This is a genomic window from Brachybacterium sp. FME24 (assembly GCF_014897705.1).
Classification (GTDB): Bacteria; Actinomycetota; Actinomycetes; order Actinomycetales; family Dermabacteraceae; genus Brachybacterium.
On the sequence record NZ_JABUXV010000003.1, the window covers coordinates 133141 to 158264 of the forward strand.

Annotated in this window: 23 protein-coding genes and 1 tRNA gene; 11 read left to right on the forward strand and 13 right to left on the reverse strand. The window is 70.9% G+C overall.

The window, feature by feature from the left end:
* Positions 1-4 precede the first annotated feature (4 nt).
* Together INT51_RS04285 and INT51_RS04290 are read left to right on the forward strand one after the other, a co-directional pair.
* Complete coding sequence (locus INT51_RS04285; RefSeq protein WP_304502069.1) at positions 5-1309, forward strand: acyltransferase; 1305 nt, start codon at positions 5-7, stop codon at positions 1307-1309.
* The gene (locus tag INT51_RS04290; protein WP_193103973.1) at positions 1306-2328 is read left to right on the forward strand and encodes a nitronate monooxygenase family protein; all 1023 of its coding nucleotides are present in this window, start codon (positions 1306-1308) and stop codon (positions 2326-2328) included. The genes INT51_RS04285 and INT51_RS04290 overlap by 4 nt, the downstream gene beginning before the upstream one ends.
* Positions 2329-2331: 3 nt before the next feature.
* Here the strand turns inward: INT51_RS04290 and INT51_RS04295 are convergent, their stop codons facing one another.
* The gene (locus INT51_RS04295) at positions 2332-3171 is read right to left on the reverse strand and encodes a helix-turn-helix transcriptional regulator (RefSeq protein ID WP_226831947.1); all 840 of its coding nucleotides are present in this window, start codon (positions 3169-3171) and stop codon (positions 2332-2334) included.
* A 100-nt stretch (positions 3172-3271) separates the two neighbouring features.
* On the opposite strand from INT51_RS04295, the gene INT51_RS04300 reads away from it, so the two are divergent.
* The 3 genes from INT51_RS04300 (at position 3272) to INT51_RS04310 (ending at position 6086) form a co-directional block, all read left to right on the forward strand.
* The gene (locus tag INT51_RS04300; RefSeq protein WP_193103974.1) at positions 3272-4273 is read left to right on the forward strand and encodes an aldo/keto reductase; all 1002 of its coding nucleotides are present in this window, start codon (positions 3272-3274) and stop codon (positions 4271-4273) included.
* Positions 4274-4335: 62 nt separating this feature from the next.
* Positions 4336-4866: a helix-turn-helix transcriptional regulator gene (locus tag INT51_RS04305; protein ID WP_193103975.1), complete on the forward strand. Its 531-nt coding sequence runs from the start codon at positions 4336-4338 to the stop codon at positions 4864-4866.
* Complete coding sequence (locus INT51_RS04310) at positions 4863-6086, forward strand: MFS transporter (RefSeq protein ID WP_193103976.1); 1224 nt, start codon at positions 4863-4865, stop codon at positions 6084-6086. Before INT51_RS04305 ends, INT51_RS04310 begins: the two co-directional genes overlap by 4 nt.
* Before the next feature lie 152 nt (positions 6087-6238).
* Here the strand turns inward: INT51_RS04310 and INT51_RS04315 are convergent.
* The 7 genes from INT51_RS04315 to INT51_RS04345 all read right to left on the reverse strand — a co-directional run bounded on the left by INT51_RS04315 (position 6239) and on the right by INT51_RS04345 (position 10180).
* Positions 6239-6311 (reverse strand) — tRNA-Ala (locus INT51_RS04315).
* 54 nt (positions 6312-6365) lie between these two features.
* The gene (locus tag INT51_RS04320; protein WP_193103977.1) at positions 6366-7019 is read right to left on the reverse strand and encodes a histidine phosphatase family protein; all 654 of its coding nucleotides are present in this window, start codon (positions 7017-7019) and stop codon (positions 6366-6368) included.
* Positions 7016-7393, reverse strand: a complete 378-nt coding sequence (gene rsfS / locus INT51_RS04325) for a ribosome silencing factor (protein ID WP_193103978.1) — start codon at positions 7391-7393, stop codon at positions 7016-7018. Before rsfS ends, INT51_RS04320 begins: the two co-directional genes overlap by 4 nt.
* Positions 7390-8010, reverse strand: coding sequence for a hypothetical protein (locus INT51_RS04330; RefSeq protein ID WP_193103979.1), 621 nt, complete (start codon positions 8008-8010; stop codon positions 7390-7392). Before INT51_RS04330 ends, rsfS begins: the two co-directional genes overlap by 4 nt.
* On the reverse strand, positions 8003-8581 hold the full coding sequence (gene nadD, locus INT51_RS04335; protein ID WP_226831971.1) for a nicotinate-nucleotide adenylyltransferase: 579 nt from the start codon (positions 8579-8581) through the stop codon (positions 8003-8005). The genes INT51_RS04330 and nadD overlap by 8 nt, the downstream gene beginning before the upstream one ends.
* Positions 8582-8616: 35 nt before the next feature.
* On the reverse strand, positions 8617-8796 hold the full coding sequence (locus tag INT51_RS04340; protein ID WP_193103981.1) for a hypothetical protein: 180 nt from the start codon (positions 8794-8796) through the stop codon (positions 8617-8619).
* A gap of 88 nt (positions 8797-8884) precedes the next feature.
* Positions 8885-10180: a glutamate-5-semialdehyde dehydrogenase gene (locus tag INT51_RS04345; protein ID WP_193103982.1), complete on the reverse strand. Its 1296-nt coding sequence runs from the start codon at positions 10178-10180 to the stop codon at positions 8885-8887.
* Positions 10181-10343: 163 nt separating this feature from the next.
* On the opposite strand from INT51_RS04345, the gene INT51_RS04350 reads away from it, so the two are divergent.
* Positions 10344-10979 carry a DedA family protein gene (locus tag INT51_RS04350; RefSeq protein WP_193103983.1) on the forward strand — a complete coding sequence of 212 codons (636 nt, stop codon included), beginning with the start codon at positions 10344-10346 and terminating at the stop codon, positions 10977-10979.
* A gap of 4 nt (positions 10980-10983) precedes the next feature.
* Here the strand turns inward: INT51_RS04350 and proB are convergent, their stop codons facing one another.
* From proB to INT51_RS04375, 5 genes are all read right to left on the reverse strand, one after another.
* A complete protein-coding gene (gene proB / locus INT51_RS04355) occupies positions 10984-12060 on the reverse strand; it encodes a glutamate 5-kinase (protein WP_304502078.1) in 1077 nt (358 codons plus the stop codon).
* A gap of 89 nt (positions 12061-12149) precedes the next feature.
* Positions 12150-13682 carry a GTPase ObgE gene (gene obgE, locus INT51_RS04360; protein ID WP_193103984.1) on the reverse strand — a complete coding sequence of 511 codons (1533 nt, stop codon included), beginning with the start codon at positions 13680-13682 and terminating at the stop codon, positions 12150-12152.
* Between the two features lie 96 nt (positions 13683-13778).
* Entirely contained in the window at positions 13779-14033 is a 255-nt protein-coding gene (gene rpmA / locus INT51_RS04365; protein WP_193103985.1) for a 50S ribosomal protein L27, read from the reverse strand.
* Positions 14034-14069: 36 nt separating this feature from the next.
* A complete protein-coding gene (gene rplU, locus INT51_RS04370) occupies positions 14070-14378 on the reverse strand; it encodes a 50S ribosomal protein L21 (RefSeq protein ID WP_193103986.1) in 309 nt (102 codons plus the stop codon).
* Positions 14379-14633: 255 nt separating this feature from the next.
* Positions 14634-17528, reverse strand: a complete 2895-nt coding sequence (locus tag INT51_RS04375; protein ID WP_193103987.1) for an Rne/Rng family ribonuclease — start codon at positions 17526-17528, stop codon at positions 14634-14636.
* A gap of 432 nt (positions 17529-17960) precedes the next feature.
* Between INT51_RS04375 and INT51_RS04380 the strand changes: the two genes are divergently transcribed.
* From INT51_RS04380 to INT51_RS04400, 5 genes are read left to right on the forward strand one after another with little or no spacing between them, the layout of a single operon-like run.
* Positions 17961-19517: a cytochrome ubiquinol oxidase subunit I gene (locus tag INT51_RS04380; RefSeq protein ID WP_193103988.1), complete on the forward strand. Its 1557-nt coding sequence runs from the start codon at positions 17961-17963 to the stop codon at positions 19515-19517.
* A 16-nt stretch (positions 19518-19533) separates the two neighbouring features.
* A complete protein-coding gene (gene cydB, locus INT51_RS04385; protein ID WP_193103989.1) occupies positions 19534-20616 on the forward strand; it encodes a cytochrome d ubiquinol oxidase subunit II in 1083 nt (360 codons plus the stop codon).
* A gap of 10 nt (positions 20617-20626) precedes the next feature.
* On the forward strand, positions 20627-22318 hold the full coding sequence (cydD, locus tag INT51_RS04390; RefSeq protein WP_193103990.1) for a thiol reductant ABC exporter subunit CydD: 1692 nt from the start codon (positions 20627-20629) through the stop codon (positions 22316-22318).
* A complete protein-coding gene (cydC, locus tag INT51_RS04395; RefSeq protein WP_193103991.1) occupies positions 22315-23988 on the forward strand; it encodes a thiol reductant ABC exporter subunit CydC in 1674 nt (557 codons plus the stop codon). Before cydD ends, cydC begins: the two co-directional genes overlap by 4 nt.
* Positions 23985-25124, forward strand: coding sequence for a sensor histidine kinase (locus tag INT51_RS04400; RefSeq protein ID WP_193103992.1), 1140 nt, complete (start codon positions 23985-23987; stop codon positions 25122-25124). The genes cydC and INT51_RS04400 overlap by 4 nt, the downstream gene beginning before the upstream one ends.

Below are 25124 nucleotides of genomic sequence, written 5' to 3' on the forward strand. Positions count from 1 at the left end.
ATCCGTGACGACGACACCGCAGACCCGTGCGCAGAAGGTCGATGCCGCCACCCCCGCGACCCGCAACCGGGTGGTCGACCTCCTGCGGGCCGCCGCGATCACCGTGGTGGTCCTCGGGCACTGGACGATCGTCGCGGTCGATGCCGACGGGGGGATCTCCCCCCACGGCGTCCTCGACGCCGCCCGGTGGACCCACCCTCTGACCTGGGTGTTCCAGGTGATGCCGATCTTCTTCCTGGTGGGCGGCTACTCCAACGCCCTGTCCTGGCGCTCCGCACGACGCCAGGACATCGGCTATGCGGCGTGGCTGCGCACCCGATTGCGCCGGCTCGGGATCCCGCTGCTGCCGCTTCTGGTGGTGTGGCTCCTGGTCAGCGCGATCGCCCTGGCCGCCGGAGCCCCGACCGCCGCTCTGCAGCTCGCCACCCAGATGGCTCTGGTGCCCACCTGGTTCCTGGCCGCGTACCTGCTGGTGATCGTCATCGCCCCTCCCCTGCTGGTGCTGTGGGAGCGCTGGGGCTGGTGGTCGGTCGTCGTCGGGGTCGCACTGGCGGGACTCGTGGATGCCGTGAGCATCGCCGCGCACCGGCCGTTACTGGGATACCCGAACTATGTGCTGGTGTGGGCGAGCTTCCATCTGGTCGGCTTCGCCTGGCTGGACGGGCGCCTGGCCGGCTCCGGCAGGCGACTGGCGCTGGCCGGGATCGGCGCCGTCGGCCTGGGAGTGCTCGTCGGGATCGGGCCGTACCCGATCTCCATGATCACCGCGGGCTCCGAGGAGATCAGCAATTCCAGCCCCACCCGCGTGACGATGGCGTTCCTGGGCATGCTGCAGGCCGGTCTGGTGCTGCTGGCCGAGCGGCCGCTGACCTCCTGGCTGCGTCGTCCCCGCGTCTGGCTGGTCACCGTGCTGGTGAACCAGCGCATCATGACCTGGTTCCTGTGGCACCTCACCGCGCTCGTGGGGCTCTCCCATCTGCTGCTCGCCCTGGGCGGGATCGGCCTGGGGCCGACGCCGCTGAGCGGGCTGTGGTGGGCGACCCGGCCCCTGTGGGCCCTGGTCCTGCTCGCCGTCACCGCAGCGCTGGTGCTGGTGTTCGGCCGATTCGAGGACCCGCGTGCGGATGACAGGCCCGCCCCGCCGCTGTGGCAGCCGGTCCTCGCCGCCGTGCTCGTGTGCGCCGGTCTCGCGGTCATGGCCGATGCCGGCATGGTGGGGCCGGGCGGGCTGAACTGGATCTGGCCGCTGCTCCCGCTGCTGGGCATGGTGGCCTGCGGCGTGGTGCGCCTGCGAGGATCGACGGCATGACCCCTGCTCTGCTGGACTCCCGCCTCCCCCTCGTCGCCGCACCGATGGCCGGCGGCCCTTCGACGCCCGCCCTCGCCGAGGCAGTCGCCGCCGCGGGTGCCTTCCCGTTCCTCGCGGGCGGGAACACGACCGCCGACCAGCTGGGCGCGGACATCGCCGCTGTCCGCCGGCTCGACGTCTCCTTCGGGGTCAATCTGTTCGCCCTCCCGCCCCGCAGCATCGACGAGGCCGCCTTCGCGGCCTATGCCGCTGAGCTCGCCCCGGAGGCCGAGGCCCACGGGATCACCCTGGATCCCGCGCCTCACAGCGACGACGACTCCTTCGACGACAAGCTCGAGCTGCTCACGAGCAGCCCCGTCCCCGTCGTGTCCTTCACCTTCGCGCTGCCGTCCGCGGATCATGTGGCCGCGCTGCACGCCGTGCGTTCGACAGTGCTGGCCAGCGTCACGTCCCTGGCGGAGGCACGGGCCGCAGTCCGGCTGGGTGTGGACGGTCTCGTGGTCCAGGGGCCCGAGGCCGGCGGCCACAGCGCCACCCACGACCCCTCCCGCTGCCCCGATCCGATCCAGACATCGGAGCTCGTGCGCCAGGTGCTCGCCGCCGTGGATCTGCCGGTGATCGCGGCCGGCGGCGTGGACGGACCTGCCGCGGTGCGGCGCCTCCTTGCTGCGGGCGCCCAGGCGGTGGCCGTCGGCACCCTACTGCTGCGCACGGACGAGGCCGGCACCTCACCGGCGCACCGGACTGCCCTCGCGGATCGCTCCTTCACGTCGACGACTCTGACCCGGGCGTTCACCGGTCGGCCCGCGCGTGCGCTGCGCAACGGGTTCATCGACCGTCACCAGGAGACCGCCCCCACCGCCTACCCGGCGGTCCATCACCTCACCCGCGAGCTGCGCCGGGCGGCTGCGAAGGCCGGGGATCTCGACCGGCTCCATCTCTGGGCCGGAACCGGGTGGCGCAGCGCTCCGGAGGGGCCCGCAGGCGCCGTGATCGACCACCTGGCCACCGGGATCTGAGCGTCAGCTGTCCTGGAACACCTGCGTGCCGATCACGCGCAGCAGCTCCAGCTTCTCGGCTGCGTCGGTGCCCTCGAGCGGGAAGAAGGCGAGCAGCGAGACGTCCTCGTCGGGCGTGAGCAGTTCTTCGCAGCGCATCTCGATCGCCCCCACCTCGGGATGCACGATCACCTTGAGGTCCGACTGCCGCCCGGCCACGTCGTGCAGCGCCCACAGCCGTGCGAACTCATCGCTGTGCGCCTGCAGGTCCGAGATCAGTGCACTGACCTCGCGGTCGCCGTCGCGCCGGGTGAACGCCGCTCGCAGACTGCTGACATGCGCAGCAGAGATCCGCTCCCAGTGCTCCCGGGGCATCGGCCGGGCCGATGGATCCGCGAACCACTGCCAGAACAGGTTGCGACCTCGCGGGGAATCCTCGATCAGGTCCCCGACCAGGGCATGGCCGAGCCGGTTGGTCCACAGGATCTCCCCGAGATCGGTCGAGATCAGGACCGGGATGTCGGTGAGTCGGTTGCCCAGGGCGATCAGACCGGGCCGCACGTGGTTCCCTGCGCGCCGCGGCGGTGCGGGATGGCCGGCGAGACGCAGCAGATGATCGCCCTGGTCGCGGTCGCATTGCAGCGCCCGAGCGATCGCGGTGGCCACCGCTGCCGACGGCGCCGAGCCGCGGCCCTGCTCGAGCCGCGCGTAGTGGTCGACCGAGACGCCTGCGAGCATCGCGACCTCTTCGCGGCGCAGCCCCGGCGTGCGGCGCCGGGCGCCGGGTGGAAGCCCGGCATCGACGGGCCTCAGCAGCTCACGACGACGGCGCAGGAAGTCCGCGAGACCTTCTCTATCGATCATCGCCCCATCCTGCTCCCTCATCGGCCCCGTAGCCAGGGACAGGCTCTCCCTGGATGAACCGGGCCTCGTCCCGGGGCCCGAGCGCGGGCACGCTGTTCTCATGACCACCACAGGAACTGACCTCCGTCCCACCACCCGCCGCCTCGGGGCCACAGGCCCCACCGTCAGCTCGCCGGGCCTGGGCGCCATGAGCCTCTCCGGCGCCTACGGCCCCACCGACGACGCCGAGAGCATCCAGGTGCTGCACTCCTACCTCGACGCCGGCGGCACCCTGATCGACACCGGCGACTTCTACGGCGCCGGGCACAACGAGATGCTCATCGGCCAGGCCCTGCGAGAACGCCCCCGCGAGGACGTCGTGCTCTCGGTGAAGTTCGGCGCCACCCTCACCGCCGACGGCATGCCGCTGGGATTCGATGGGCGGCCGGAGCACGTCGCGTCCTCGCTGGCGTACTCCCTGCGCCGCCTGGGCACCGACCACCTCGACATCTACCGGCCGGCGCGGCTGGATCCCGACGTCCCGATCGAGGAGACCATCGGCGCCGTCCAGGAGCTCGTCGATGCCGGGTACGTGCGCCACATCGGCCTCAGCGAGGTCGGCGCGGAGACGATCCGACGGGCGGCGGCCGTCGCGCCGATCAGCGATCTTCAGATCGAGTACTCGCTGCTGACCCGTGGGATCGAGGAGAACGGGATCCTGGCGACCTGCCGTGAGCTCGGGATCGGCGTCACCGCCTACGGGGTGCTGGCCAAGGGATTGGTGGCAGGTCGCAGCGGAGGGTCGCGGGAGATGTTCCCGCGGTTCCAGGGCGAGAACCTCGCCCGCAACCGTCAACTGCTGGAGCAGATCCAGGGGATCGCGGCGGCGAAGGGTGTCTCGATGGCTCAGCTCGCGATCGCGTGGGTCACGGCGATGGGCGAGGACATCGTCCCTGTCGTCGGCGCCCGACGGATCGACCAGGTCACCTCGATGCTCGGCAGCACCGAGGTCCACCTCGATACTCAGGACCTGGCACGGATCGACGCGGCCCTGCCCGTCGGCGCCGCCCAGGGCGACCGCTACCCCGCCGCGCTGATGGGGCAGCTCGACAGCGAGCGCTGACGTCTCGCTACAACCGCAAAGCATTCTTTGCAACGGATGCTTTGCGGTTGTAGGGTGCCCGCATGTCCATGACCCGACGCGTCGTCGAAGACGTCGAGACCCTCAAAGCGCTCAGCCACCCGATCCGTCTGCGCCTGCTGGGAATGCTGCGCAGCGACGGGCCCGCGACGGCGACGGAACTCGCCCGCACCCTCGAGGAATCGAGCGGGTCGACGTCCTACCACCTGCGCCAGCTGGAGCGCTACGGGTTCGTCGCCGATGCCGTGGAGCAGCCCTCGGGACGCGAGCGCCGCTGGCGCGCGGTCCACGATATGACCACGCTCCCCGATTCCCTCGCCGAGCTCCCCGGAGCCCGCGAAGCCCTCGACCAGGTCCACGACCGACAGCTGCGCGTGCTGGCCGACGGGGTCGAGACCTGGCGTGCGACCGGGTCCGGTGAGGGATACGGCCACAGCGACTACCTGCTGGAGCTCGACCCGGACGACCTGCGCGAGCTGACCGAGGAGATCTCCGCCCTCGTCGAGCGGTACCGCACAAAGGCGGGCTCCAACCCGGTCTCCCTGCACGTCCTGGCGCTGCCCCGCTCCTCATGAGCCTGCGCTCGCGCTTCTGGCTCCTGACCGCCCTGCGGTGGCTGCCCACTGGGCTGATCATCCCGGTGATGGCCCTGCTGCCGCTGCAGCGCGGCATGACCGTCGCCGAGATGGGCGCCGCCCTGGCCGTGCAGGGCATCGTCGTGCTCTGCCTGGAGCTTCCCACCGGCGGATTGGCCGACACCGTGGGGCGGCGGCCGCTGTTCGCCCTCTCCGCGATGGTCGCGCTGAGCTCCTATGTGGCCTTCGCCGCGGCGACCGCACCGCTCGCGCTCGCCCTGGCCGCGGCGTTGTCCGGAGTGTTCCGCGCGTTGGACAGCGGAGCGCTGAATGCCTGGTTCGTCGACCAGGTGCATGAGTCCACAGCGCCCGCCGACCGCACCGATGCCGTGACCGCAGGGCTGGGCGGAGCGAGCGGCGTGATCGGTGGGTCGATCGCCGCCGGGTCCGTGCTCTCGGCCGCTCTGGTCGCCTGGGCGCCGTGGGGCGCGAACTCGGCGCTGGTGGTGCCGTTCCTCGTGGCCGCCGCCCTCGCTGTCGCCCAGATCGTGGCGACCGGAGCACTCATGGACGAGCCTCCGCGCGGGGGCCCGTCCCGGAGGGTATCCCCTGTCGTGGACACCCTCGTGGCGGTGCGCGACGGCATCCGCCTGCTTGCCGGCTCCCGGGTGCTGCGGGCACTGATCGCCGTCGAGCTGTTCTGGGGCTTCGGGATGGTCTCCTTCGAGACGCTCATGCCGGTGCGACTGGCCGAGCTGCTGGCCGATCGCGACCTCGCCGCCGCCACCATGGGCCCGGTGGTGGCGCTGGGCTGGGGCGTCTCGGCCCTCGGCGCCGCGGCGCTGCCTCTCCTGACGCGTCGGTGGGGGCTGGTCCCGATCTCCGTCGCACTGCGACTGGTCCAGGGCGCCACCGTGATCGCGATGGGCCTGGCCTGGGGAGCGGCCGGCCTCATCGTCGGCTATCTCGCCACCTACGTCGTGCACATGGCTGCCGGAGTGGCGTACGAGTCGCTCCTGCATCGGCAGGTCGATGGCCCTCATCGCGCCACGGTGCTCTCCCTTGCCTCCATGGCGATGCAGCCGGCCGGGTCGCTCGGAGCCGTGGTCCTCGGGGCGATCGCCACCGGGGCATCGACCGGCCTCGCGATCGCCGTGGGCGGCATCGTGCTCGCCCTCGCGGCTCCGCTGTTCCTGGTGCGCACGTCACGGCCGAGTTGAGTGGAACTGTTGCGACCTTCGGCACGGCATGACGCCTTCAAGACCGCTCAACGGTCACAAGCGGGTGGCGTCCATACCGTCAGGGCACAGCAAGAAGGCCCCACCTCGCGGTGGGGCCTTCTCGACGAGTCACTGTCTCACGGTTTCTCGAGTGGAGCTAGGGAGATTCGAACTCCCGACCTCTTCCATGCCATGGAAGCGCGCTACCAACTGCGCCATAGCCCCGTATCGGGCGCCGCCCTCAGCAGGCGACTCGTCGATATTACCCCGATCCCGAGCTCAGATGAAATCGGGAGCCAGGTTGTGTGACACCAACCTCATGAGCCGTCCGGTGGTGTCGGACTGCAGCGGCTCCAGCACTGAACGGTGGCAGTTCTCCAGTCCAGCGATGCCGCGGAACCCGTCGGCGTCCAGCCCCAGCATGGTGGTGATGCCGAGGGTGATCGCGGCGCCATGCGCCACCACCATGACCGTGCGCCCGATGTTCTCCGCGACCAGTCGATGGCAGGCTGCCGCCACGCGGTCGCCCACCTCGGGGCGGTCCTCGACGTCCAGGCCCACCACCGGGCGGTGAGCGCGCCAGTCGGCGTGCTCCGTCGGCCAGTGCCGGCGGATCTCCTCGCCCGTGAGACCTTCCCAGCGCCCGAAGCCGCGCTCGAGGAACGCCGCATCGGTGGTCACGTCCAGGCCACTGGCCTCGCCGACGATGCTCGCGGTGCGCTCGGCCCGCTGCAGCGGGGAAGCCACGAGCAGGTCCGGTGGAATCACCGCGATCGAGGCGGCGAGCGTCGCGGCCTGCCGGGTCCCGGTGTCGTTCAGCGGGATGTCGACCTGGCCCTGCAGGCGGCCATCACGGTTGTAGTCCGTCTGCCCGTGGCGCACGAGGATGAGGCGGGTGCGCACATGGTCACCCGGGGAATGCGAGGGCGTCACGCCGAACGGTTCGCGTCGATCTGCAGGTCGATGACGGGGGCGTCCCGCCACAGACGCTCCAGCGCGTAGAAGGCGCGATCCTCGGCGTGCTGGACGTGCACGACGATGTCGCCGAAGTCCAGCAGCACCCAGCGCGCGTCCCGTTGTCCCTCACGGCGCAGGGGCTTGCGCCGGCGCTCCTTGAGCAGGGCCTCCTCGACGCCATCGACGATGCCGGAGACCTGACGCTCCGAGTCACCGCTGCACACGAGGAAGACGTCGGTGATCACCACCTGCTCGGAGACATCGAGGCCGATCACCTCGCCGGCGAGCCTGTCGGCGGCGGCCTGACCGGCCACCCGGGCGAGGTCGAGGGATTCTTCGGGAGCACTCACGCGGCTGGTACCTCCAGGACGAGACGGTCGGCGAACAGGTCATGCACGGAGGCATCCAGGGCGGACGCCTCACCGGGGCCGATGACCCCGGACAGCAACAGGGCGATCAGCACGATCAGTGCGACCGCGATGAGGATCCAGACGAGCCACAGCAGCTGGCGGTTGCCGGAACGCTCGGGTCGATGCAGCACCTTCCCGTCGAAGCGCGGAGCGGGGCGGGGATCAGGGGCGTCTCCCACCGAGAGCTCCCCGAGCTCGACACCGTCCTGGTCGCGGTCCACGACCGCGGTCCGGGGCGCGGGGCCCGCGGCCGGGGCCGGCGCGATCGACGCATCGCTCGCGGGCTTCTCGTCGGGGACCGGAGCCAAGGCCGCCGTGGCCTCGGGATCCGTGGGGTCCTCGCTGAGCTCGATGATGCGCGCGCGACGGCCGAACTTGCGCAGCGTGGGCACGGGGGCCTCGGCCGTCGGCGGGGCGACGGCGCCGCGCACCCCGGGGACGGGCGCGGGATCGTCGGTGGCCGCGTCGGCGCCGCGGGACTCCAGGGCGGCAGTCTCCTCGGGGCTCAGTGCACGGGCGCGGCGGCCGCGCCGCGGGGTGGTGTCGGACTCAGTCATCGCCGTCACCTCCTGTGTAGAGGGCGTACTTGTTGATGTATTGGACGACGCCATCGGGCACGAGGTACCAGACGGGTTCTCCGGCGGCGACCCGCACGCGACAATCCGAGGAGCTGATCGCCATCGCGGGGACCTCGATGAGGGTGACCCCGTCCGCCGGCAGCCCGGAGGTGTCGAGCTCGTGGCCGGGACGGGTGACGCCGACGAAGTGCGCCAGGGAGAAGATCTCCGAGGAGTCCTTCCAGGTGAGGATGGACTGCAGCGCATCGGCACCGGTGATGAAGAAGAGATCCGCATCGGGCTGCTGGCGGTGCAGATCGCGCAGGGTGTCGATCGTGTATGTGGAGCCGGGGCGGTCGATGTCGACGCGGGAGACGGTGAACACCGGGTTCGCGGCCGTCGCCACCACGGTCATGAGGTACCGGTGCTCGGGGTCGGAGATCTCCCGATCGGCCTTCTGCCAGGGGCGTCCGGTGGGGACGAAGACGACCTCGTCCAGACCGAAGACGCTCTGGACCTCACTGGCTGCGACGAGGTGGCCGTGGTGGATGGGATCGAAGGTCCCACCCATCACGCCGATCCGGCGTCGCTGCTGCTCCACGTCGATCAGTGATCGCCGTGCTTGTCGGACTCCCCGCGCTTGCGCTGGTGCGTGCCGCCGGTGAGGTAGGTGATCCCGAGCAGGATCATCATGATGATGAAGACGCCGATACCCACCATCGGCGGGGTGACCCCACCGGTGGCGTGTTCGCCGGTCTCGGCGAGGATCATGAGCTGGTCGATCATGTTCTGGAGAGCCTTTCCACGAGTGACCGGCCCATCATCCCACAGCGGGGAGCACAGTCACGCCCGACGGCGTTCGATGGGAGCGCGGTCACGGACGCACGTGGCCCTGCCCGACCACGAGCCACTTCCCGGTGGTCATCTCCACCAGGCCCATGGGACCGCGCGCGTGGAGCTTCTGGGTGGAGATGCCGATCTCCGCCCCGAAGCCGAACTCACCGCCGTCGGAGAAGCGGGTCGAGGCATTGGCCATGACCACCGCAGAATCGACCTCTGCGAGGAAGCGCTGCTGGGAGATCAGGTCGCGGGTGAGGATCGACTCGGTGTGCCCGGTGGAGTGCTCGCGGATATGGTCGAGCGCCTCGTCGAGGTCGTCGACCACCTTCACGGCGAGCTCGAGGGCGAGGTACTCGGTGTCCCAATCCTCGGCGGTCGCGGGAAGCACCTCGGCAGCGGTGCCCGACTCGGTGAGGATCCTGGCGGACTCCTCGTCGGCGTGGAGGCGCACCCCGGCCTCTGCGAGCGGGGCGGCCAACCGAGGCAGTGCGGTGCCCGCGATGTCGCGGTGCACGAGCAGGGTCTCCAGCGCGTTGCACACGCCGACCCGGTGGGTCTTGGAGTTGACGACGATCGGTACGGCCTGCTCGAGATCGGCGCTCGCATCGACCAGGATGTGGGTCTTCCCGGTACCGGTCTCGATCACCGGGACCAGGGAGTTCTCGACGACTCGACGGATCAGGCCCTCTCCGCCGCGGGGGATCAGCACGTCGACCAGTCCGCGAGCGCGCATGAGGGCGTCGACGCCCTCGCGGCCGTGCTCGTCGATGCCGACGATCAGGTCCTCGGGCAGGTCGTGCGCGGTGAGCACCGAGCGCAGCACTGCGATCAGGGCGGTGTTCGAGTGCAGCGCCGCGGAACCGCCCCGCAGCACCACGGCGTTGCCGGACTTCAGGGCGAGGCCTGCGGCGTCGACCGTCACGTTGGGACGTGCCTCGTAGACCATGCCGATCACGCCGAGGGGCACGCGCACCTCGCGCAGCTCGAGGCCGTTGCGCAGTACGGAGCCGCGGATGACCTCACCGACCGGGTCGGGCAGGCCTGCGGCATCGCGCAGCTGCTGGGCGATCGACGAGACCCGCTGCGGGTCCAGGGCCAGGCGGTCCCGCAGTCCGGCCGCGATGCCCGCGGCGTCGGCGACCTCGAGGTCCCGCGCATTGGCGGCGACGATCTCTTCGGCCCGCACGACCAGGCCATCGGCCATGGCGTGCAGGACGGCGTCCTTCGTGTCACGGTGCAGACGGGCCAGGCGCGGCTGGGCCTTCTTCGCGGCCCGTGCGGCCTCATGCACGGCCTGCTCGACAGGAGTGTTCCGGGGTACAGCAGTCATGGGCCGAGTCTACGGGCGCCACGCCCACCCCGACCGGGGCGTCCAGGGGATCCGAGGCTCTCCCCCAGGCAATGTCCTGGGTGCCCACGTAACGTCACCTCGCCGGGCAGATTCAGCAGATCCACCGGCGCCCTGCCCCCACTCCGAGGAGACGCGACCGCCGATGGACTCCGTGATGCACCTGCTCGACGGTGTCATGGCTTCGCCCTGGCTCTATCTGGTCGTCCTCCTGCTGGTCGCGATCGACTCCGTGTTCCCGGTGGTCCCCGGGGAGGCCGCTGTCATCACCGCCGGCGCCTACGCCGTCGTGCAGGACTCTCCGAGCGCGGTTCTGCTGCTGCTCGTGACCATCACAGGAGCGGTCATCGGAGACCTCACCGCCCACCACGTGGGGCGCGGTGCCGGGCCGATCGCGCGCCGCCTGCGACGCAGCCGAGCAGGTGATGCGCTCTTCGTCTGGGCCGAGAAAGGCCTCATGACCCGGGGAGGGATGATCATCGTCGGCGCCCGGTTCGTCCCGGGTGGTCGCACCGCTCTCTCGATCACCTCGGGCATGATCGGCTACCCGCGCCCCCGTTTCCTCGCCTTCTCCCTGCTCGCCGGCACCGCATGGGCGCTCTACAACGTCGGGATCGGGATGCTCGGCGGCTTCGCCTTCCGCGATCAGCCGCTGCTGGGCGTGGTGATCGGAGTCGGTCTCGCCCTCGTGGTGGGAATCGCCCTGGAGCGGGTGCGCAGAGCGCGCGAACGCCGGGCTGCGGACCCGCCGCAGCGCGAGGTCGTCCACGCCGACCGGTGAGCCCTCAGAGCACCACCAGCTGGTCGCGGTGCACCGCAGGCCGACGGAACCGCTCCCCCAGCACCTCGCGCAGCTCGTCGGAGCCGCGGCCGACCATGGCCCCCAGCTCGTCACTGCTGAAGGAGGTCAGTCCGCGGGCGATGACCCGCCCGTCCGGTGCCGCGATGTCCACCGGGACGCCGTCCGGGAAGGTGCCTTCGACGCCCGTGATGCCCACTGCGAGCAGGGAGCGCCGATGGCTGAGCACCGCCTGCGCAGCGCCTTCATCGAGCACCAGGGTGCCCGCGCCGCGGGTCGCGAAACGCAGCCACACCAGTCGCGAACGGCGCCGGCCATGGTGGCCCGGGAAGAAGGTGCCGACGTCCTCCCCTGCGGTCGCGGCGGCGAACTGCGCCGCCGAGGTCAGCAGCGCAGCGGTACCGGTCGTGGAGGCGAGCTGGGCGGCGGAGAGCTTGGTGACCATCCCGCCCGTGCCGATCTTCGACCCGATCGACCCGATGCTCACATCACTCAGTCGCGCGGCATCCTCGACCAGGGCGATGCGCCTGGCGCCGGGCTCCTTCGGCGGCGCCGAGTACAGGGCGTCGACGTCGGTCAGCAGGAACAGCGCATCGGCACCGAGCAGTTGCGCGACCAGTGCCGCGAGACGGTCGTTGTCCCCGAAACGGATTTCATGGGTGGCGGTGGTGTCGTTCTCGTTGACCACCGGGATCGCACCGAGATCCATCAGCGACTCCAGGGCGCTGCGGACGTTGCGATAGGTCTTCGGGCGGATCACATCGGACTCCGTGAGCAGCACCTGCCCCGTGATCCTGCCGTGCTCGCCGAAGGCCGACGACCAGGAGGTGGCCAACAGTGCCTGGCCGACGCTCGCGGCGGCCTGCTGCCGTGAGACCGAGGTGGGCCGTTCGGACAGGCCCAGCGGGCCCAGCGCCGCCGCGATCGCTCCGGAGGAGACGATCACGACCTCGGTGCCGGACCCGGCGAGGTCCGCGGCGATCGCGGCGATGTCCGCCACGCGGGACTGGTCCAGCCGGCCCCGCTCGTCCGTCAGGCTCGAGGAGCCGATCTTCACCACGATCCGGGTCGCCGTGGCCAGATCCTCGCGCCGCGTGATCCGGGCCGGCTGGCGCAGCCCGGCGCCGTGTCCGCTCGATGTGCTCGTCGCGCTCAGTGGTCCTGCCCATCCTTCGAGGGATCGGCCCAGTGGCCGGCGTGACGTTCCGCCTCCATCGCCGCGATGCGGTTCATGCGGGCCTCGGTCCTGGCGCGCTGATCCTCGCGCTTCTCGTCGCGGGTGGGGCGGTGGTTGTCCTCGACGCGCCGGTCGGAGCCGCGCCCGCCCAGCAGTTCGGCGCCGCCCACCATCGTGGGCTCCCAGTCGAAGACGACCGCGTCGTTGCCCGGACCGATGAGCACCGTGGAGCCGGCGACCGCGCCCGCCGTGAACAGCTGGCTCTCGACGCCCAGGGTGGCCAGGCGGTCCGCGAGGAAGCCCACGGCCTCGTCGTTGGCGAAATCTGTCTGGCGCACCCAGCGCTCGGGCTTGTCGCCCTGCACGCGGAAGGCGGTCGCCCCGTCGAACTGCTCCTTGACCACCCGGAACTCCTGGGCGTCGACCGCCTTCGGAGTGAGGACGATGGGCGCGGTGATCGGCTCGGGCAGCGCGGCGCGTGCCTCCTCGACCAGGCCGCCGAGCAGGAAGGAGAGCTCACGCAGCCCCTTGTGCGACAGGGCGGAGACGTCGAGCACCGGAACATCGCGCTCGGACAGTCGTGCGCGCACCATGTCGGCCATGTCGGTGCCATCGGGCAGATCGGTCTTGTTCAGCACGATCACCGTGGGTCGCTCCATGAGCGGCACGCGGGTCTCGGCCTCCTCGTCAAGGCTGGCGGCGTAGGTGGCGAGCTCGTTCTCGATGGTCTCGAGGTCGCTCAGAGGGTCGCGATCCGACTCCAGAGCGGCAGCATCGAGCACGTGCACCAGGACGTGGCAGCGTTCGATGTGACGCAGGAAGTCCAGGCCCAGGCCCTTGCCCTGGCTCGCTCCGGGGATCAGTCCCGGCACATCGGCGACCGTGTAGCGGAACTCGCCGGCCTCGACCACGCCGAGGTTCGGGACAAGGGTCGTGAACGGGTAGTCGGCGATCTTGGGGCGCGCGGCACTCATCGCGGCGATCAGCGAGGACTTGCCGGCGCTCGGGTAGCCGACCAGGGCCACGTCCGCCACCGACTTCAGCTCGAGCACGAGAGTACGCTCCTCCCCGGGCTCCCCGAGCAGGGCGAAGCCGGGCGCCTTGCGCTTCGTGGAGGCCAGCGCGGCGTTGCCGAGGCCGCCGTTGCCGCCGCGAGCTGCCACGAACCGGGTGCCGACGCCGATCATGTCGATCAGCACGGTGCCGTCCTCGGCGGTGACCACAGTTCCATCGGGCACGGACAGGACCAGGTCCTCGCCCCGGGCGCCGTGGCGCAGGTCGCCCTTGCCGAATCCGCCGCTGGTGGCCTTCTGGTGGGGCCGGTGGTGGTAGCTGAGCAACGTGGTCGTGGAGGCGTGGACCTCGAGGATCACGTCACCGCCACGACCGCCGTTGGCCCCGTCGGGCCCGGCGAGGGGCTTGAACTTCTCACGCCGGATGGAGGCGGCGCCGTGGCCGCCCGAACCTGCAGCGATCTGCAGCTCAACGCGGTCGACGAACGTGGCCATGGGGTTCCTCCAAGGGGTTGAGGTATGCAACGAGGGGCGGAGCAGTCGGCTCCGCCCCTCGAAGGCAGCTGGTGCCCCGGTATCCGGGGCGGGTGATCAGACCGTCTCGACGACGTTGACCACGCGACGATCGCGCTTGCGACCGAACTCCACGGTGCCCGCGGTCAGTGCGAACAGCGTGTCGTCGTTGCCGCGACCCACACCGTCTCCGGGGTGGATGCTGGTGCCACGCTGACGCACGATGATCTCGCCCGCGCCGACGATCTGGCCGCCGAAGCGCTTGACGCCGAGGCGCTGAGAGTTGGAGTCGCGCCCGTTCTTGGAGGAGCTAACGCCCTTCTTTGATGCCATCTGGAATCAATCCTTCTCTGTATTCGAAGGGATCGCTCAGGCGATGCCCGTGATCTTCAGCCGGCTGAGCTCCTGGCGGTGGCCCTGGCGCTTCTTGTAACCGGTCTTGTTCTTGTAGCGGAGGATGCGGATCTTCGGACCACGGAGGTCCTCGACCTTCTCTGCGGACACCTTCACCTTGGCCAGCTCGGCCTGGGCGGAGGTCACCGAATCTCCGTCGACCAGCAGCACGGGAGCGAGTTCGATGCTGTCGCCCGCCCCGCCTGCCACGCGGTTGATCTCGATGACGTCACCGACCGACACCTTCTCCTGGCGACCGCCTGCGCGGACGATTGCGTACACCACGTCACTGCTCCATCTTGTAAGTCGATCTGCGTTTCGAGTCGTGCGCCCTGCTCGGTGTCACCACGGACCTGCGACCGTCAACCGGTCCTGCTGCCCCGTGGAGCTGCAAGCGGGAGATGCGGTCGCGCGGCAGTCACCGGGAACACGACTGCGGCACGTTTTGCGCCAGGGAACAGCTTACGATCCCTGCTACACCGGGTCAACCACCACAGGCGGTGCGACCTGCGAGAACGCGGTCACACACTGTGGAACGCATCACGCCTGAGGGTGATCCGGGGTCTGCTGACCCTCCTGAGCCTGCTGAGCCTCCTGCTCCTCCGCGGAGATGACCTCCCCGTCGACGGTGACCTCGGGGTTCGCCTGCCCCCCGGAGGCCGCCGCGATCGAGGCGATCGTGGCGCGGGCGAGCGCGCGACTGTCGGCGTCGTCCTCGAGGCGATGCACATCCGCCCCGGAATCCTCCGCCGGTCGCTCCTCGCCCTCGGACTCCTCCTTGGCACCACCGCTGCGGGTGCGTCGGCCGCGGCGCTTGGAGGACTTCGAGGACTCGTCCCCACCACCATTGCCGCCGTTGCCGCTTCCGCCGCTGCCGGAGTTGCCGTCGTGCTGGTGGTCGCCGTCGATGTCGACGACGAGACCGCGACCGTTGCAGTGCTCGCACGTGGCCGAGAACGTCTCGACGAGGCCCTGCCCCACGCGCTTGCGGGTCATCTGAACCAGGCCCAGCGAGGTGACCTCGGCGACCTGATGCTTGGTCCGGTCACGGCCCAGGCACTCGACCAGTCGACGCAGCACCAGGTCGCGATTCGACTCCAGCACCATGTCGATGAAGTCGATGACGATGATGCCGCCGATGTCACGCAGCCGCAGTTGGCGCACGATCTCCTCGGCCGACTCCAGGTTGTTCTTGGTGACGGTCTCCTCGAGGGAGCCGCCGGAGCCGGTGAACTTGCCCGTGTTCACGTCGACCACGGTCATGGCCTCGGTGCGGTCGATGACCAGGGAGCCGCCGGAGGGCAGGTAGACCTTGCGGTCCATGGCCTTCAGCAGCTGCTCGTCGATGCGGTGCTTGGCGAAGACGTCCTTCTCGCTGACGTGACGGGTGACGCGCTCGAGCAGATCGGGAGCGACGTCCGAGACGTACTCGTGGACGTCGTCGTAGACCTTGCCGCCCTCGACGATCAGCGAGGTGAAGTCCTCGTTGAAGACGTCACGCACCACCTTGATGGCGATGTCGGGCTCCTGCGAGAGAGCCACCGGCGCGGACTTCGACTTCTGCGCCTTCTGGATCTTCTCCCACTGGGTGCGCAGGCGCTCGACGTCGTGGGTCAGCTCCTGCTCGCTGGCCCCTTCGGAGGCGGTGCGCACGATGACGCCCGCATCCTCGGGAATGATCTGGCGCATGATCTTCTTCAGCCGCGTGCGCTCGGTATCGGGCAGCTTGCGGGAGATACCGGTCATGGAGCCGCCGGGCACGAACACCACGTAGCGGCCGGGCAGGGAGATCTGGCTGGTCAGACGGGCACCCTTGTGTCCGATCGGGTCCTTGGTGACCTGCACCAGGACCGGGTCGCCGCTCTTGAGTGCGAGCTCGATGCGACGCGGCTGTCCCTCCAGGCCCACGGCGTCCCAGTTGACCTCGCCGGCGTACAGCACGGCGTTGCGGCCCTTGCCGATGTCGACGAAGGCCGCCTCCATGCTGGGCAGCACGTTCTGGACCTTGCCCATGTACACGTTGCCGACCATCGAGGTCTGTGACTTCTGTGCGACGTAGTGCTCGACCAGCACGTCGTCCTCGAGGACGGCGATCTGGGTGCGACCGGCGCGCTCGCGCACCACCATGGATCGCTTCACCGACTCCCGGCGGGCGAGGAACTCGGACTCGGTGATGACGTTGCGCTTGCGGCCGTTGTCGCGGCCCTCACGGCGGCGCTGACGCTTGGCCTCGAGACGGGTCGAGCCCTTGACGGCTTTGACCTCGTCGCGCGCCTCCCGCGCTTCGCGGGCCTCGCGGACCTTGACCACCGTGTTCGGCGGGTCATCCGAGGTGGTGGGGTCGTCGTTGCTGCCGCTGGAACGGCGGCGACGGCGACGGCGACGGGAGCTGGACGAACTGGACGAGCCGTCCTCGTGGCGGTCGCCGCCCTTGTCGTCCTTGTCGTCGCTCTGGTCGCTGTCGGAATCGTGACCCTCCGCGGAATCATCGCTCCCGGCGGCGTCGTCCTCGTCCTCCGAGCCCTCGTCGTCCTCACCGCGGCCACGACCACGGCGGCCACGGCCCCCGCGGCGGCGCCGGCGACGTGAACTGGCCGAGCTCTCGCCGGACTGCTCGGAGCCGTCCGCGTACTCCGAATCGTCCGAGTCCTCCGTGTCGGGGTCCTCGGTGTCGGTGCTGCTCTCGGGGGTGTCCTCGTCAGCGCTGTCGTCCTGGCCGCCGGAGCCGCGGCGCGAGGAGCGGCGCGAACGGCTGCGACGGGAGCGGGAGCGGCCGGACTGCTCGGTCTCGGTCTGCTCTGCCTGCTCGGACCGCTCGGACTGCTCGTTGCTGTCCTCGTCGTCGGACTCGAAGGCGGAACCCGCATCGCCCACGGGCGCATCCTGCGGGCCGACGGTGGTGCGGGGCTGCGGCGTGGGCGCCTGGAAGAGCAGCGAGGCGAAGTCCATCTGGACCTGCTCGCGACGACGGGCCCGATCATCCTGGGCATCGTCGTGGGCGTCGTCGGCTGCACCGCGAGAGGTGGCGAGGGCGCGCAGGTCGCCGACGACGGGGTTGTCGCCCGCGTCGACTTCGTCGGTCGCGGGCTCCGGGGTGGGCAGCTCCTCGGCCTCGACCTCCGGCTCGCGCTCGGGCTCTGCCACGGACTCTGCCACCGGCTGCGCCGGGACCACCGGGGCGCCGGCTGCGGCGCCGGCACGACGACGCGGGCGCTTCGTGGTGGTCGGAGCCGCGACGGGCTCCGGCGTGGTCTCGCTCTGGTGCGCCACGACTGTGCGCGGCGCCGTCGATTCAGGAGCCTCGACCTGTGCGGCGGCCGCCGCAGGAGTGGGGGCTCCGGCAGGGGCGCCGGCCCGGCGACGACGTCGCGCAGGGGGTGCGGGGGCAGTCGTCTCCGACGAATCGTTCTCGGAATTATGGGTGCTGTCAGCCATGCGGCCGTCTCCTTCTGAAGGAACCAGCGCACCCTGGCCCCGTATGGTCATCGTCCCTGGGGACGGAAGTCTCAAGCCCTCACCGTCGCGCAGCTCCCCGGAGGAAGCGCTGCGATGCCGATCGCGGGAGCACACCCGGCCGCGTGTCGCGTTACCGGTGCTCCGACGTCACGACGCCGGGAGGTTCCCCCACCCGGTACGGAGCAGGAGAGTGCCGCGGTCAGTATGGCACAGCACGCACCTCGCGCAGGGAACGACATGCTCGCCCGCCGTCCTGGGGCGTGCTGCCGGCCGACGTGTCCCACACCTCGATCCGCACTCCGCAGGCACGGGCACTGGCCGCTGCACCCGTACAGGGGGACCATGGTCCCCAGAGCGCCGGAGCCCATCGCCTAAGTTTCTTCACAGCGAGCCGTTCTCCCGGGAGGATTCATGGAAGCCCTCGATATCGCACGGTGGCAGTTCGGCATCACCACCGTGTACCACTTCATCTTCGTACCGCTCACGATCGGCCTGTCGCTCCTGGTCGCCATGATGCAGACCATGGCGGTGGCCTCCAAGGACCCCACCCGCAAGGATGCCTGGATGCGGATGACCAAGTTCTTCGGGTCGATGCTGATCGTGAACTTCGGCATCGGTATCGCCACCGGCATCGTGCAGGAGTTCCAGTTCGGGATGAACTGGTCGGAGTACTCCCGGTACATCGGCGACGTGTTCGGCGCCCCACTGGCCCTCGAGGGCCTGGTGGCGTTCTTCCTGGAATCGGTCTTCCTGGGCCTATGGATCTTCGGCTGGGGCAAGCTGCCCGAGAGGATCCATCTCCTCACGATCTGGGCGGTCGCCGCGGGCACCACGGCCTCGGCCTACTTCATCGTCGCCGCGAACTCGTTCATGCAGCATCCCGTGGGCGCCGCGTTGAACCCCGAGACCGGTCGCGCCGAGCTCGACCCGTCCCAGGGATCGCTCCTGGCCGTGCTCACCAACGTGACCACCCTGGCCGCGTTCCCCCATGTCGTCTCCGGTGCCTGGCTGGTGGCCGCGGCGTTCGTCACCGGGGTCGCCTCCTGGCACATGGTCCGCCACCACAACAAGGCCCGAGAGATCGGCCTGGAGAGCCCCGAGGGCCACGACCACCACCTGGCGGCCCGTGACCTGTTCCGGCCCGTCGTGCGCTTCGGGGTCCTCGCCATGTTCGTCTCCGCCTCGGTGCTGGTGATCTCCGGAGACTTCCAGGCGCAGATCATGTTCAAACAGCAGCCGATGAAGATGGCGTCGGCAGAGGCTCTGTGCGATACAGAGACGGGCGCCGCCTTCTCGATCCTCGCCGTCGGCGGGCCCGACGCCTTCGCGACCGACTGCGACGGCGTCACCCACCTCATCGAGGTCCCCTACGTCACCTCGCTGCTGGCCACTCACACCGTCGACGCGGAGCTGCAGGGCGTGAACGATCTGAGCGCCCAGTACCAGGAGCAGTTCGGCGAGACCGTCACCGACATCCACGGCAACGAGGTCGCCGCCGACTACCGCCCGAACCTGTTCGTGACCTACTGGTCCTTCCGCCTCATGATGGGCCTGGCCGCCTTCAGCGGCATCCTCGCCTTCTGGGCGCTGTGGCTGACCCGAGGCAAAGGCGAGAACGCACGCACCACCGGCTCGAAGCTCTTCGGATGGTTCGCGGTGCTGTCGATCCCGATGCCGTTCTTCGCGAACTCCGCCGGCTGGGTGTTCACCGAGATGGGCCGCCAGCCCTGGGTCGTCCACCCGAATCCGGACGATCCCACGGTCCGCCTGATGACCACCCAAGCGGTCTCCAGCCATCCCGCCTGGATGGTGGCGACCTCTCTGATCGCCTTCACCCTCGTCTACGGCGTGCTGGCCGTGATCTGGTTCCTGATGATGCGCAAGGCGGCCCTGAAGGGCGTACCGCTGCCGAAGCGGGATGCGACGACAGACGAGCTGGATACCCCGACCCTCTCCTTCGACTACTGAGAAGGGACCCCAGAACATGGATGCCATGCTCGATCCCACGGTGCTGCAGACCCTGTGGTTCGCCCTCATCGCCTTCTTCTTCCTCGGCTATTTCGTGCTGGAGGGCTTCGACTTCGGCGTGCAGATGAATCTGGCCGCCTTCTGGCGCCGCGGCGACGACGCCCGGGGCACCCTCCTGAAGACCGTCGGGCCGGTCTGGGAGGGCAACCAGGTCTGGCTCATCACCGGCGGTGCACTGCTGTTCGCGGCCTTCCCCGAGTGGTACGCGACCCTGTTCTCCGGCTTCTACCTCGCCCTGCTGCTGCTCCTGCTGGTGCTGATCGTGCGCGTGTGCGCGTTCAAGTGGCGCGACAAGGTCGACAGTGCGCGCTGGAGGACGTCCTGGGACGTCGTGCACGTGGTCGGCGGCTTCGCGCCGGCGCTGCTGTGGGGTGTGGCGATGTCCAATATCGTCGCCGGGGTCGGGATCGATGAGAACCGCTGGGTAACCACGTCCCTGCTGGGCCTGCTGAACCCCTTCGCGCTGCTCGGCGGCGTGGTGTTCGTGCTGCTGTTCTGGCTGCACGGCACCCTGTATCTCACGCTCAAGGTCGACGGCGCCCTGCGCGAGCAGGCGAACCGCCTCGCCGGCATCCTGGTGTGGCCCACGATCGTCGCCGGCGCTGCGTTCCTGGTCTGGTACCAGTTGACGCACTCGCATTCCGGGCTCACCTGGATCCCGGTGCTGATCGCCGCCGTCGCCCTGATCGCGGTGGCGGCGCTGAACCGGATGCGCAAGGAGGGCCCTGCCTTCCTCGCGACGATCACCGCGATCGGCGCCGCCACGATCACCCTGTTCGGCGGACTGTTCCCCTACGTCATGCCGGCCGTCAACGACCCGGCGAACTCGCTGACGGTCATGAACGCCTCCTCCACGGAGCACACCCTCACGCTCATGCTGATCGCCCTCTGCCTCATCATGCCGGTGGTCATCGCGTACACCATCTGGGCTTATCGCGTCTTCCGCCATCGCATCACCGATGAGGACGCTCCTGCCCCCGGCGCGCAGCTGCTCGAGCGGGCGAAGAGGGGCTACCGCGAGGCCTTCGAGCAGGACTGACAGCGCCTCGATGACTGCCACCACCGCGGGCCCCCGTCCCACGCGCCGCACCCGCCGAGCGCCCCTGGACCCCCGCCTGCTGCGCGAGGTCACGGCGGCCCGGCGCCATGTCGCCCGCACCGTCGCCCTGGGCCTCGTGCAAGCGCTGTGCGTGATCGTCACCGCGCTCGTGATCGGGCGCCTCGGCGCGCAGCTCCTGGTGGAACGACAGCTCCCCCAGGATGCCCCCGCCCTGCTGCTCGCCCTGCTCGCCGCGCTCGCCCTGCGCGCCGGTGCCGTCCTGCTCGAACAGCGCACCGCCCACCGCGCCGCGACCGATGCGATCGGTGAGCTGCGCGGCCGGGTGGTCTCTCACGCCGCGACCCTGGGGCCGCGCGGGAGCGCCGGTCGCGGCGCCGACCTCACCACGCTCGCCACCACGGGCGTCGAGAACCTGCGCCCCTACCTCGTGGGCTATGTGCCGCAGCTGATGCTGTCGGTGACCGTCACCCCGCTGTGCCTGCTCGCCATCGGGATCCTCGACCCGCTCAGTGCGCTGATCGCGCTGGTGACCCTGCCCCTGGTGCCGCTGTTCATGATCCTGGTGGGGACGATGACCGTGGGCCGTTCCGAGCAGCTGTTGACGGACATGCGCTCGCTGTGGACCCAGCTCCTCGACCTCGTCGATGGGCTGCCCACGCTGCGGGCGCTGGGTCGCGAGAAGGGCCCGGAGAAGGTCGTGGCGCAGCTCGGGGATCGCCACCGCGCCTCCGCCATGGGCTCGCTGAAGTTCGCCTTCCTCTCCTCGATGGTGCTCGAGCTGCTCGCGACCCTGTGCGTCGCGCTGGTCGCCGTGAGCATCGGCATGCGCCTGGTCTACGGGGAGATGGACCTCGCCCCGGCGCTGGCCGTGCTGGTGCTGGCCCCGGAGGTCTACCAGCCGCTGCGCAACGTCGGCTCCCAGTACCACGCCTCCACCGACGGGCTCGCCGCCGTGACCGCCTCCTTCGAGGTGCTCGACGAACAGCCCGCGGCCGACGGCACGCTCCCCGCCCCGGACCTGCGCACCGCCACCGTGGCCCTGCGCGGGGTCGCCGTCGCCTCCCGCGACGGTCTGGCCCCGCACGACGCCGACCTCACGCTGCACCCCGGACGGGTGCTCGCGCTGACCGGCCCCTCCGGCTCCGGCAAGACCACGGCCGTGCACGTGCTGCTGGGCCTGCTGGATCCCGACCGGGGGCGCGCCGAGGTGATCGACGTCCACGGCGCCGTCACCGACGTGCGCGACCTCCAGCGTCGCAGCCTGTGGGACCAGGTGGCCCTGCTCCCCCAGCGCCCCGTGCTCCCGCCCGGCACCATCCGCTCGGTGCTGGCCTCCGCCCGGCCCGGGGCGGGCGACGCAGACCTCGCGCGCGTCGCGAGCGCCACCGGTCTGGACCTCGTGGTCGCCGAACGCGGCTGGGAAGCGGACCTCGGGCGCGCCGGGGCCGGCATCTCCCTGGGCGAGCGCCAGCGCCTCGCCCTGGCGCGGGCCCTGCTCTCCCCGGCACCGCTGGTGGTGCTCGACGAACCCACCGCCCATCTCGACGGCGCCACCGAGCGCGTGGTCCTGGACCTGATCCGCACCCTGCGCGAGCAGGGCCGCACCGTGCTCGTCATCGCCCACCGCTCCCGGCTGGCCGAGGTCGCCGACGACATCGCCCGGGTGGAGGCCTCCGCATGACTGCTCCGACAGCGCTGCGCCGCGCAGAGCGTGCCCTCGAGATCCCCCACGGCCGGCTGCTGGCCGCCGTGCTCGCCGCCGGCGCCACCCTCGGCTCCGCCTTCGCCCTCGCCGCCGTCTCGGCCTACCTCGTCACCCGCGCCTGGACCATGCCGCCGGTGCTGGACCTGACCGTCGCCGTGGTGATGGTGCGCGCCCTCGGCATCTCCCGCGGCGTGTTCCGGTGGCTGGACCGCATGCTCACCCATGACGTCGCCTTCCGCGGGGTCGTCTCGCTGCGCACGAACCTGTTCACCGCGCTGGCCGCACGCACCGACGACGCGGTGACCCGCCTGCGCCGCGGCGACCTGCTCGCACGCCTGGGCGACGACGCCCAGGAGCTCGGCGACCACGTGATCAAGGCGCTGGTGCCAGGACTGGTCGCGGCCCTCATGGGCGTCGTGGTGCTCGCCACGATCACCCCCCTGTCACTGCTCGCCGCAGCGTCGATGCTGCTGGCCCTCGTGAGCGCCGGCGTGCTGGCCCCGCTGGCCGCCTATCGCGCCGCGACGGTGACCGAGCACGCCGTGGTCACCACCCGCTCCGGCGTGAGCGCCCCCGCCCTGGAGATCCTCGACGACGCCACCTCGCTGCGCCTGGACGGGCGCCTGGACGCCGCGCTGGCGGAGCTGCACGAGCGCCAGGCCGAACACGACCAGGCGATCGATCGGGCGGCGCTGCCCTCCGCCGTGGCCTCCGCCGCGGTGCCGCTGGCGATGATCCTCGCGCTCGCCGGCTCGCTGCTCGCGGCGGGCGCCGCCTGGGTCACCGGCGGTGCCTCGGCGGGCCAGGTCGGCGTGCTCCTGCTGCTGCCGCTGTCGTCCTTCGAGGCGGCCACAGCGCTGCCGGCCGCGGCCTCGCAGTACGCCCGCTCCCGCGCGGCGGCGGCACGCCTGGCGGAGATCGTCGGGTCGCCGATCTCCACGGTCACCACCGCGGTCCCCGGGCCCGAGAGGGCGGAGACCGCGCACCTGCGGGCCGTGGGGCTCAGCGCGGGCTGGAGCGCATCGGCGCCGCGGGTGTCGGGACTGGACCTGGACCTGCCGGCCGGCTCGCGACTGGCCGTGGTCGGCGCCTCCGGCAGCGGGAAGTCGACTCTGCTGGCGACACTGGCCGGGCTGCTGGAACCGCTCGCGGGCCACGTGGTGCTCGACGACAGTGCTCCTCTGCGGTCCGGGGTGGTCCTGTTCGCCGAGGACGCCCACGTCTTCGCCACCACCGTGCGGGAGAACCTGCGGGTGGTGCGCGGGGACCTCGATGACGAGACCGCCCGCGCCGCCCTGTCGGCCGTGGGGCTGGACGACTGGGTGGCGACCCTCCCGCGAGGGCTGGACACCGCGCTGGGCCCGGACGGCACCACCGTCTCCGGCGGGGAACGCCGGCGCCTGCTGCTCGCCCGAGCGGTGATCCGGCGCGGTCCCGTACTGCTGCTCGATGAGCCCACCGAGCACCTCGACACCGCCCGCGGAGACGCCCTGCTGCGCGCCCTGCTGGACCCTGCGGACACCTCCCTCGTGCCCGCCACGAGCACGGTCGTCGTGGTCACCCACCGCGTCGAGGCGATCCCGGAGGGCACCGCGGTGCTGCACATCGGCGAGAATGCTCGTACCCGCTACGAGGAGAACCGATGACGTCGACCACGCCGCCCCGGGCAGGCCGGTCCCGGGTGCAGGACCTCGCCGGCGCCGTCCTCGCCGGGGGCGACACCGAAGGCCTGCTGGGCCTGCTGGTGCGCTCCGCGCGCACCGACCTCCACGCCCGCACCGCCGTCCTGGTGCTGCCCCTGGCGCCGGGCACCTGGGCCTACGAGCTGGTCGAGGGCCCGGACGCCGCCGGCCTGCTCGGCGGTCTGGTCGATCCGGGCTCCCCCGCGGGCCGCGCGCTGGAGGACGCCGATGTCGGTGCCCTCGAGCGGATCGGCGCGCTCCGGGTGGACGGGACGCCGCGGCCTGCGCTGCTGGCCGCGATCGACGCCGCCGAGTTCGGCGCAGGGTTCCTCGCGGTGCTGCGGGAGTGCTCCGGGGCCCCACCTGCCACGTTCACCGCTGCGGACCGTGAACGGCTCGACGCGCTGGCCGGGCTCATCGCCCTGACCCTGCGCGCGCCGAGCCTGGGTTCCTCGGGCGAGCTCGAGGACGAGCGCAGCCGCATTGCCCGCGATCTGCATGACCTCGCCATCCAGGAGCTGTTCGCCGTCGGCATGGAGCTCGAAGGACTCACCGACGCCCTGGCCGCCCCCGGTGAGCCACCATCCAACACCCGTATCCGCAGCTCCGTGGCCGCCTCCGTGCAGGGAGTCGAGAATGCCGTCGCGCAGATCCGCCAGATCGTGCAGTCCCTGCGCCGGGAGCGGCTCGAGGCGACGCTCACCGAGCAGCTGCGCCACGAGGTGGGACTCGCCACCGCGGGCCTGGGCTTCGTGCCGGCGCTGCGCCTGCCCCCGCATCCCGCCGAGATGGACGCCGAGCTGCCCGCCGAGATCGCCGAGGACGTCGTCGCCGTGGTGCGGGAGTGCCTGGCCAATGCCGCCCGGCACGCACACGCCAGCGCCGTCGCCGTCTCGGTGAGCGTGTACTCCGAGGGCGTGGACCGCGTGGTCCAGATCAACGTCTCCGACAACGGACGCGGGATCGACCCCGCAGTGAGCCGGCGCAGCGGGTTGGCGAACATGTCCAGCCGGGCACGCCGTCACTCGGGATGGGTCGACGCCCTCTCGCTGGAACCGGGCACGATGGTCTCCTGGCGCGTGACGCTGCCTGCCCGCTGA

Bases quoted from the DNA above. Each gene is read 5' to 3' on its own strand.
- INT51_RS04290 (WP_193103973.1), top strand. From the start codon at position 1,306: ATGACCCCTGCTCTGCTGGACTCCCGCCTCCCCCTCGTCGCCGCACCG.
- INT51_RS04295 (WP_226831947.1), bottom strand. From the start codon at position 3,171: ATGATCGATAGAGAAGGTCTCGCGGACTTCCTGCGCCGTCGTCGTGAG.
- INT51_RS04300 (WP_193103974.1), top strand. From the start codon at position 3,272: ATGACCACCACAGGAACTGACCTCCGTCCCACCACCCGCCGCCTCGGG.
- INT51_RS04305 (WP_193103975.1), top strand. From the start codon at position 4,336: ATGTCCATGACCCGACGCGTCGTCGAAGACGTCGAGACCCTCAAAGCG.
- INT51_RS04310 (WP_193103976.1), top strand. From the start codon at position 4,863: ATGAGCCTGCGCTCGCGCTTCTGGCTCCTGACCGCCCTGCGGTGGCTG.
- INT51_RS04330 (WP_193103979.1), bottom strand. From the start codon at position 8,010: ATGACTGAGTCCGACACCACCCCGCGGCGCGGCCGCCGCGCCCGTGCA.
- nadD (WP_226831971.1), bottom strand. From the start codon at position 8,581: ATGGGTGGGACCTTCGATCCCATCCACCACGGCCACCTCGTCGCAGCC.
- INT51_RS04340 (WP_193103981.1), bottom strand. From the start codon at position 8,796: ATGATCGACCAGCTCATGATCCTCGCCGAGACCGGCGAACACGCCACC.
- INT51_RS04345 (WP_193103982.1), bottom strand. From the start codon at position 10,180: ATGACTGCTGTACCCCGGAACACTCCTGTCGAGCAGGCCGTGCATGAG.
- INT51_RS04350 (WP_193103983.1), top strand. From the start codon at position 10,344: ATGGACTCCGTGATGCACCTGCTCGACGGTGTCATGGCTTCGCCCTGG.
- obgE (WP_193103984.1), bottom strand. From the start codon at position 13,682: ATGGCCACGTTCGTCGACCGCGTTGAGCTGCAGATCGCTGCAGGTTCG.
- rpmA (WP_193103985.1), bottom strand. From the start codon at position 14,033: ATGGCATCAAAGAAGGGCGTTAGCTCCTCCAAGAACGGGCGCGACTCC.
- INT51_RS04375 (WP_193103987.1), bottom strand. From the start codon at position 17,528: ATGGCTGACAGCACCCATAATTCCGAGAACGATTCGTCGGAGACGACT.
- INT51_RS04380 (WP_193103988.1), top strand. From the start codon at position 17,961: ATGGAAGCCCTCGATATCGCACGGTGGCAGTTCGGCATCACCACCGTG.
- cydB (WP_193103989.1), top strand. From the start codon at position 19,534: ATGGATGCCATGCTCGATCCCACGGTGCTGCAGACCCTGTGGTTCGCC.
- cydD (WP_193103990.1), top strand. From the start codon at position 20,627: ATGACTGCCACCACCGCGGGCCCCCGTCCCACGCGCCGCACCCGCCGA.
- cydC (WP_193103991.1), top strand. From the start codon at position 22,315: ATGACTGCTCCGACAGCGCTGCGCCGCGCAGAGCGTGCCCTCGAGATC.
- INT51_RS04400 (WP_193103992.1), top strand. From the start codon at position 23,985: ATGACGTCGACCACGCCGCCCCGGGCAGGCCGGTCCCGGGTGCAGGAC.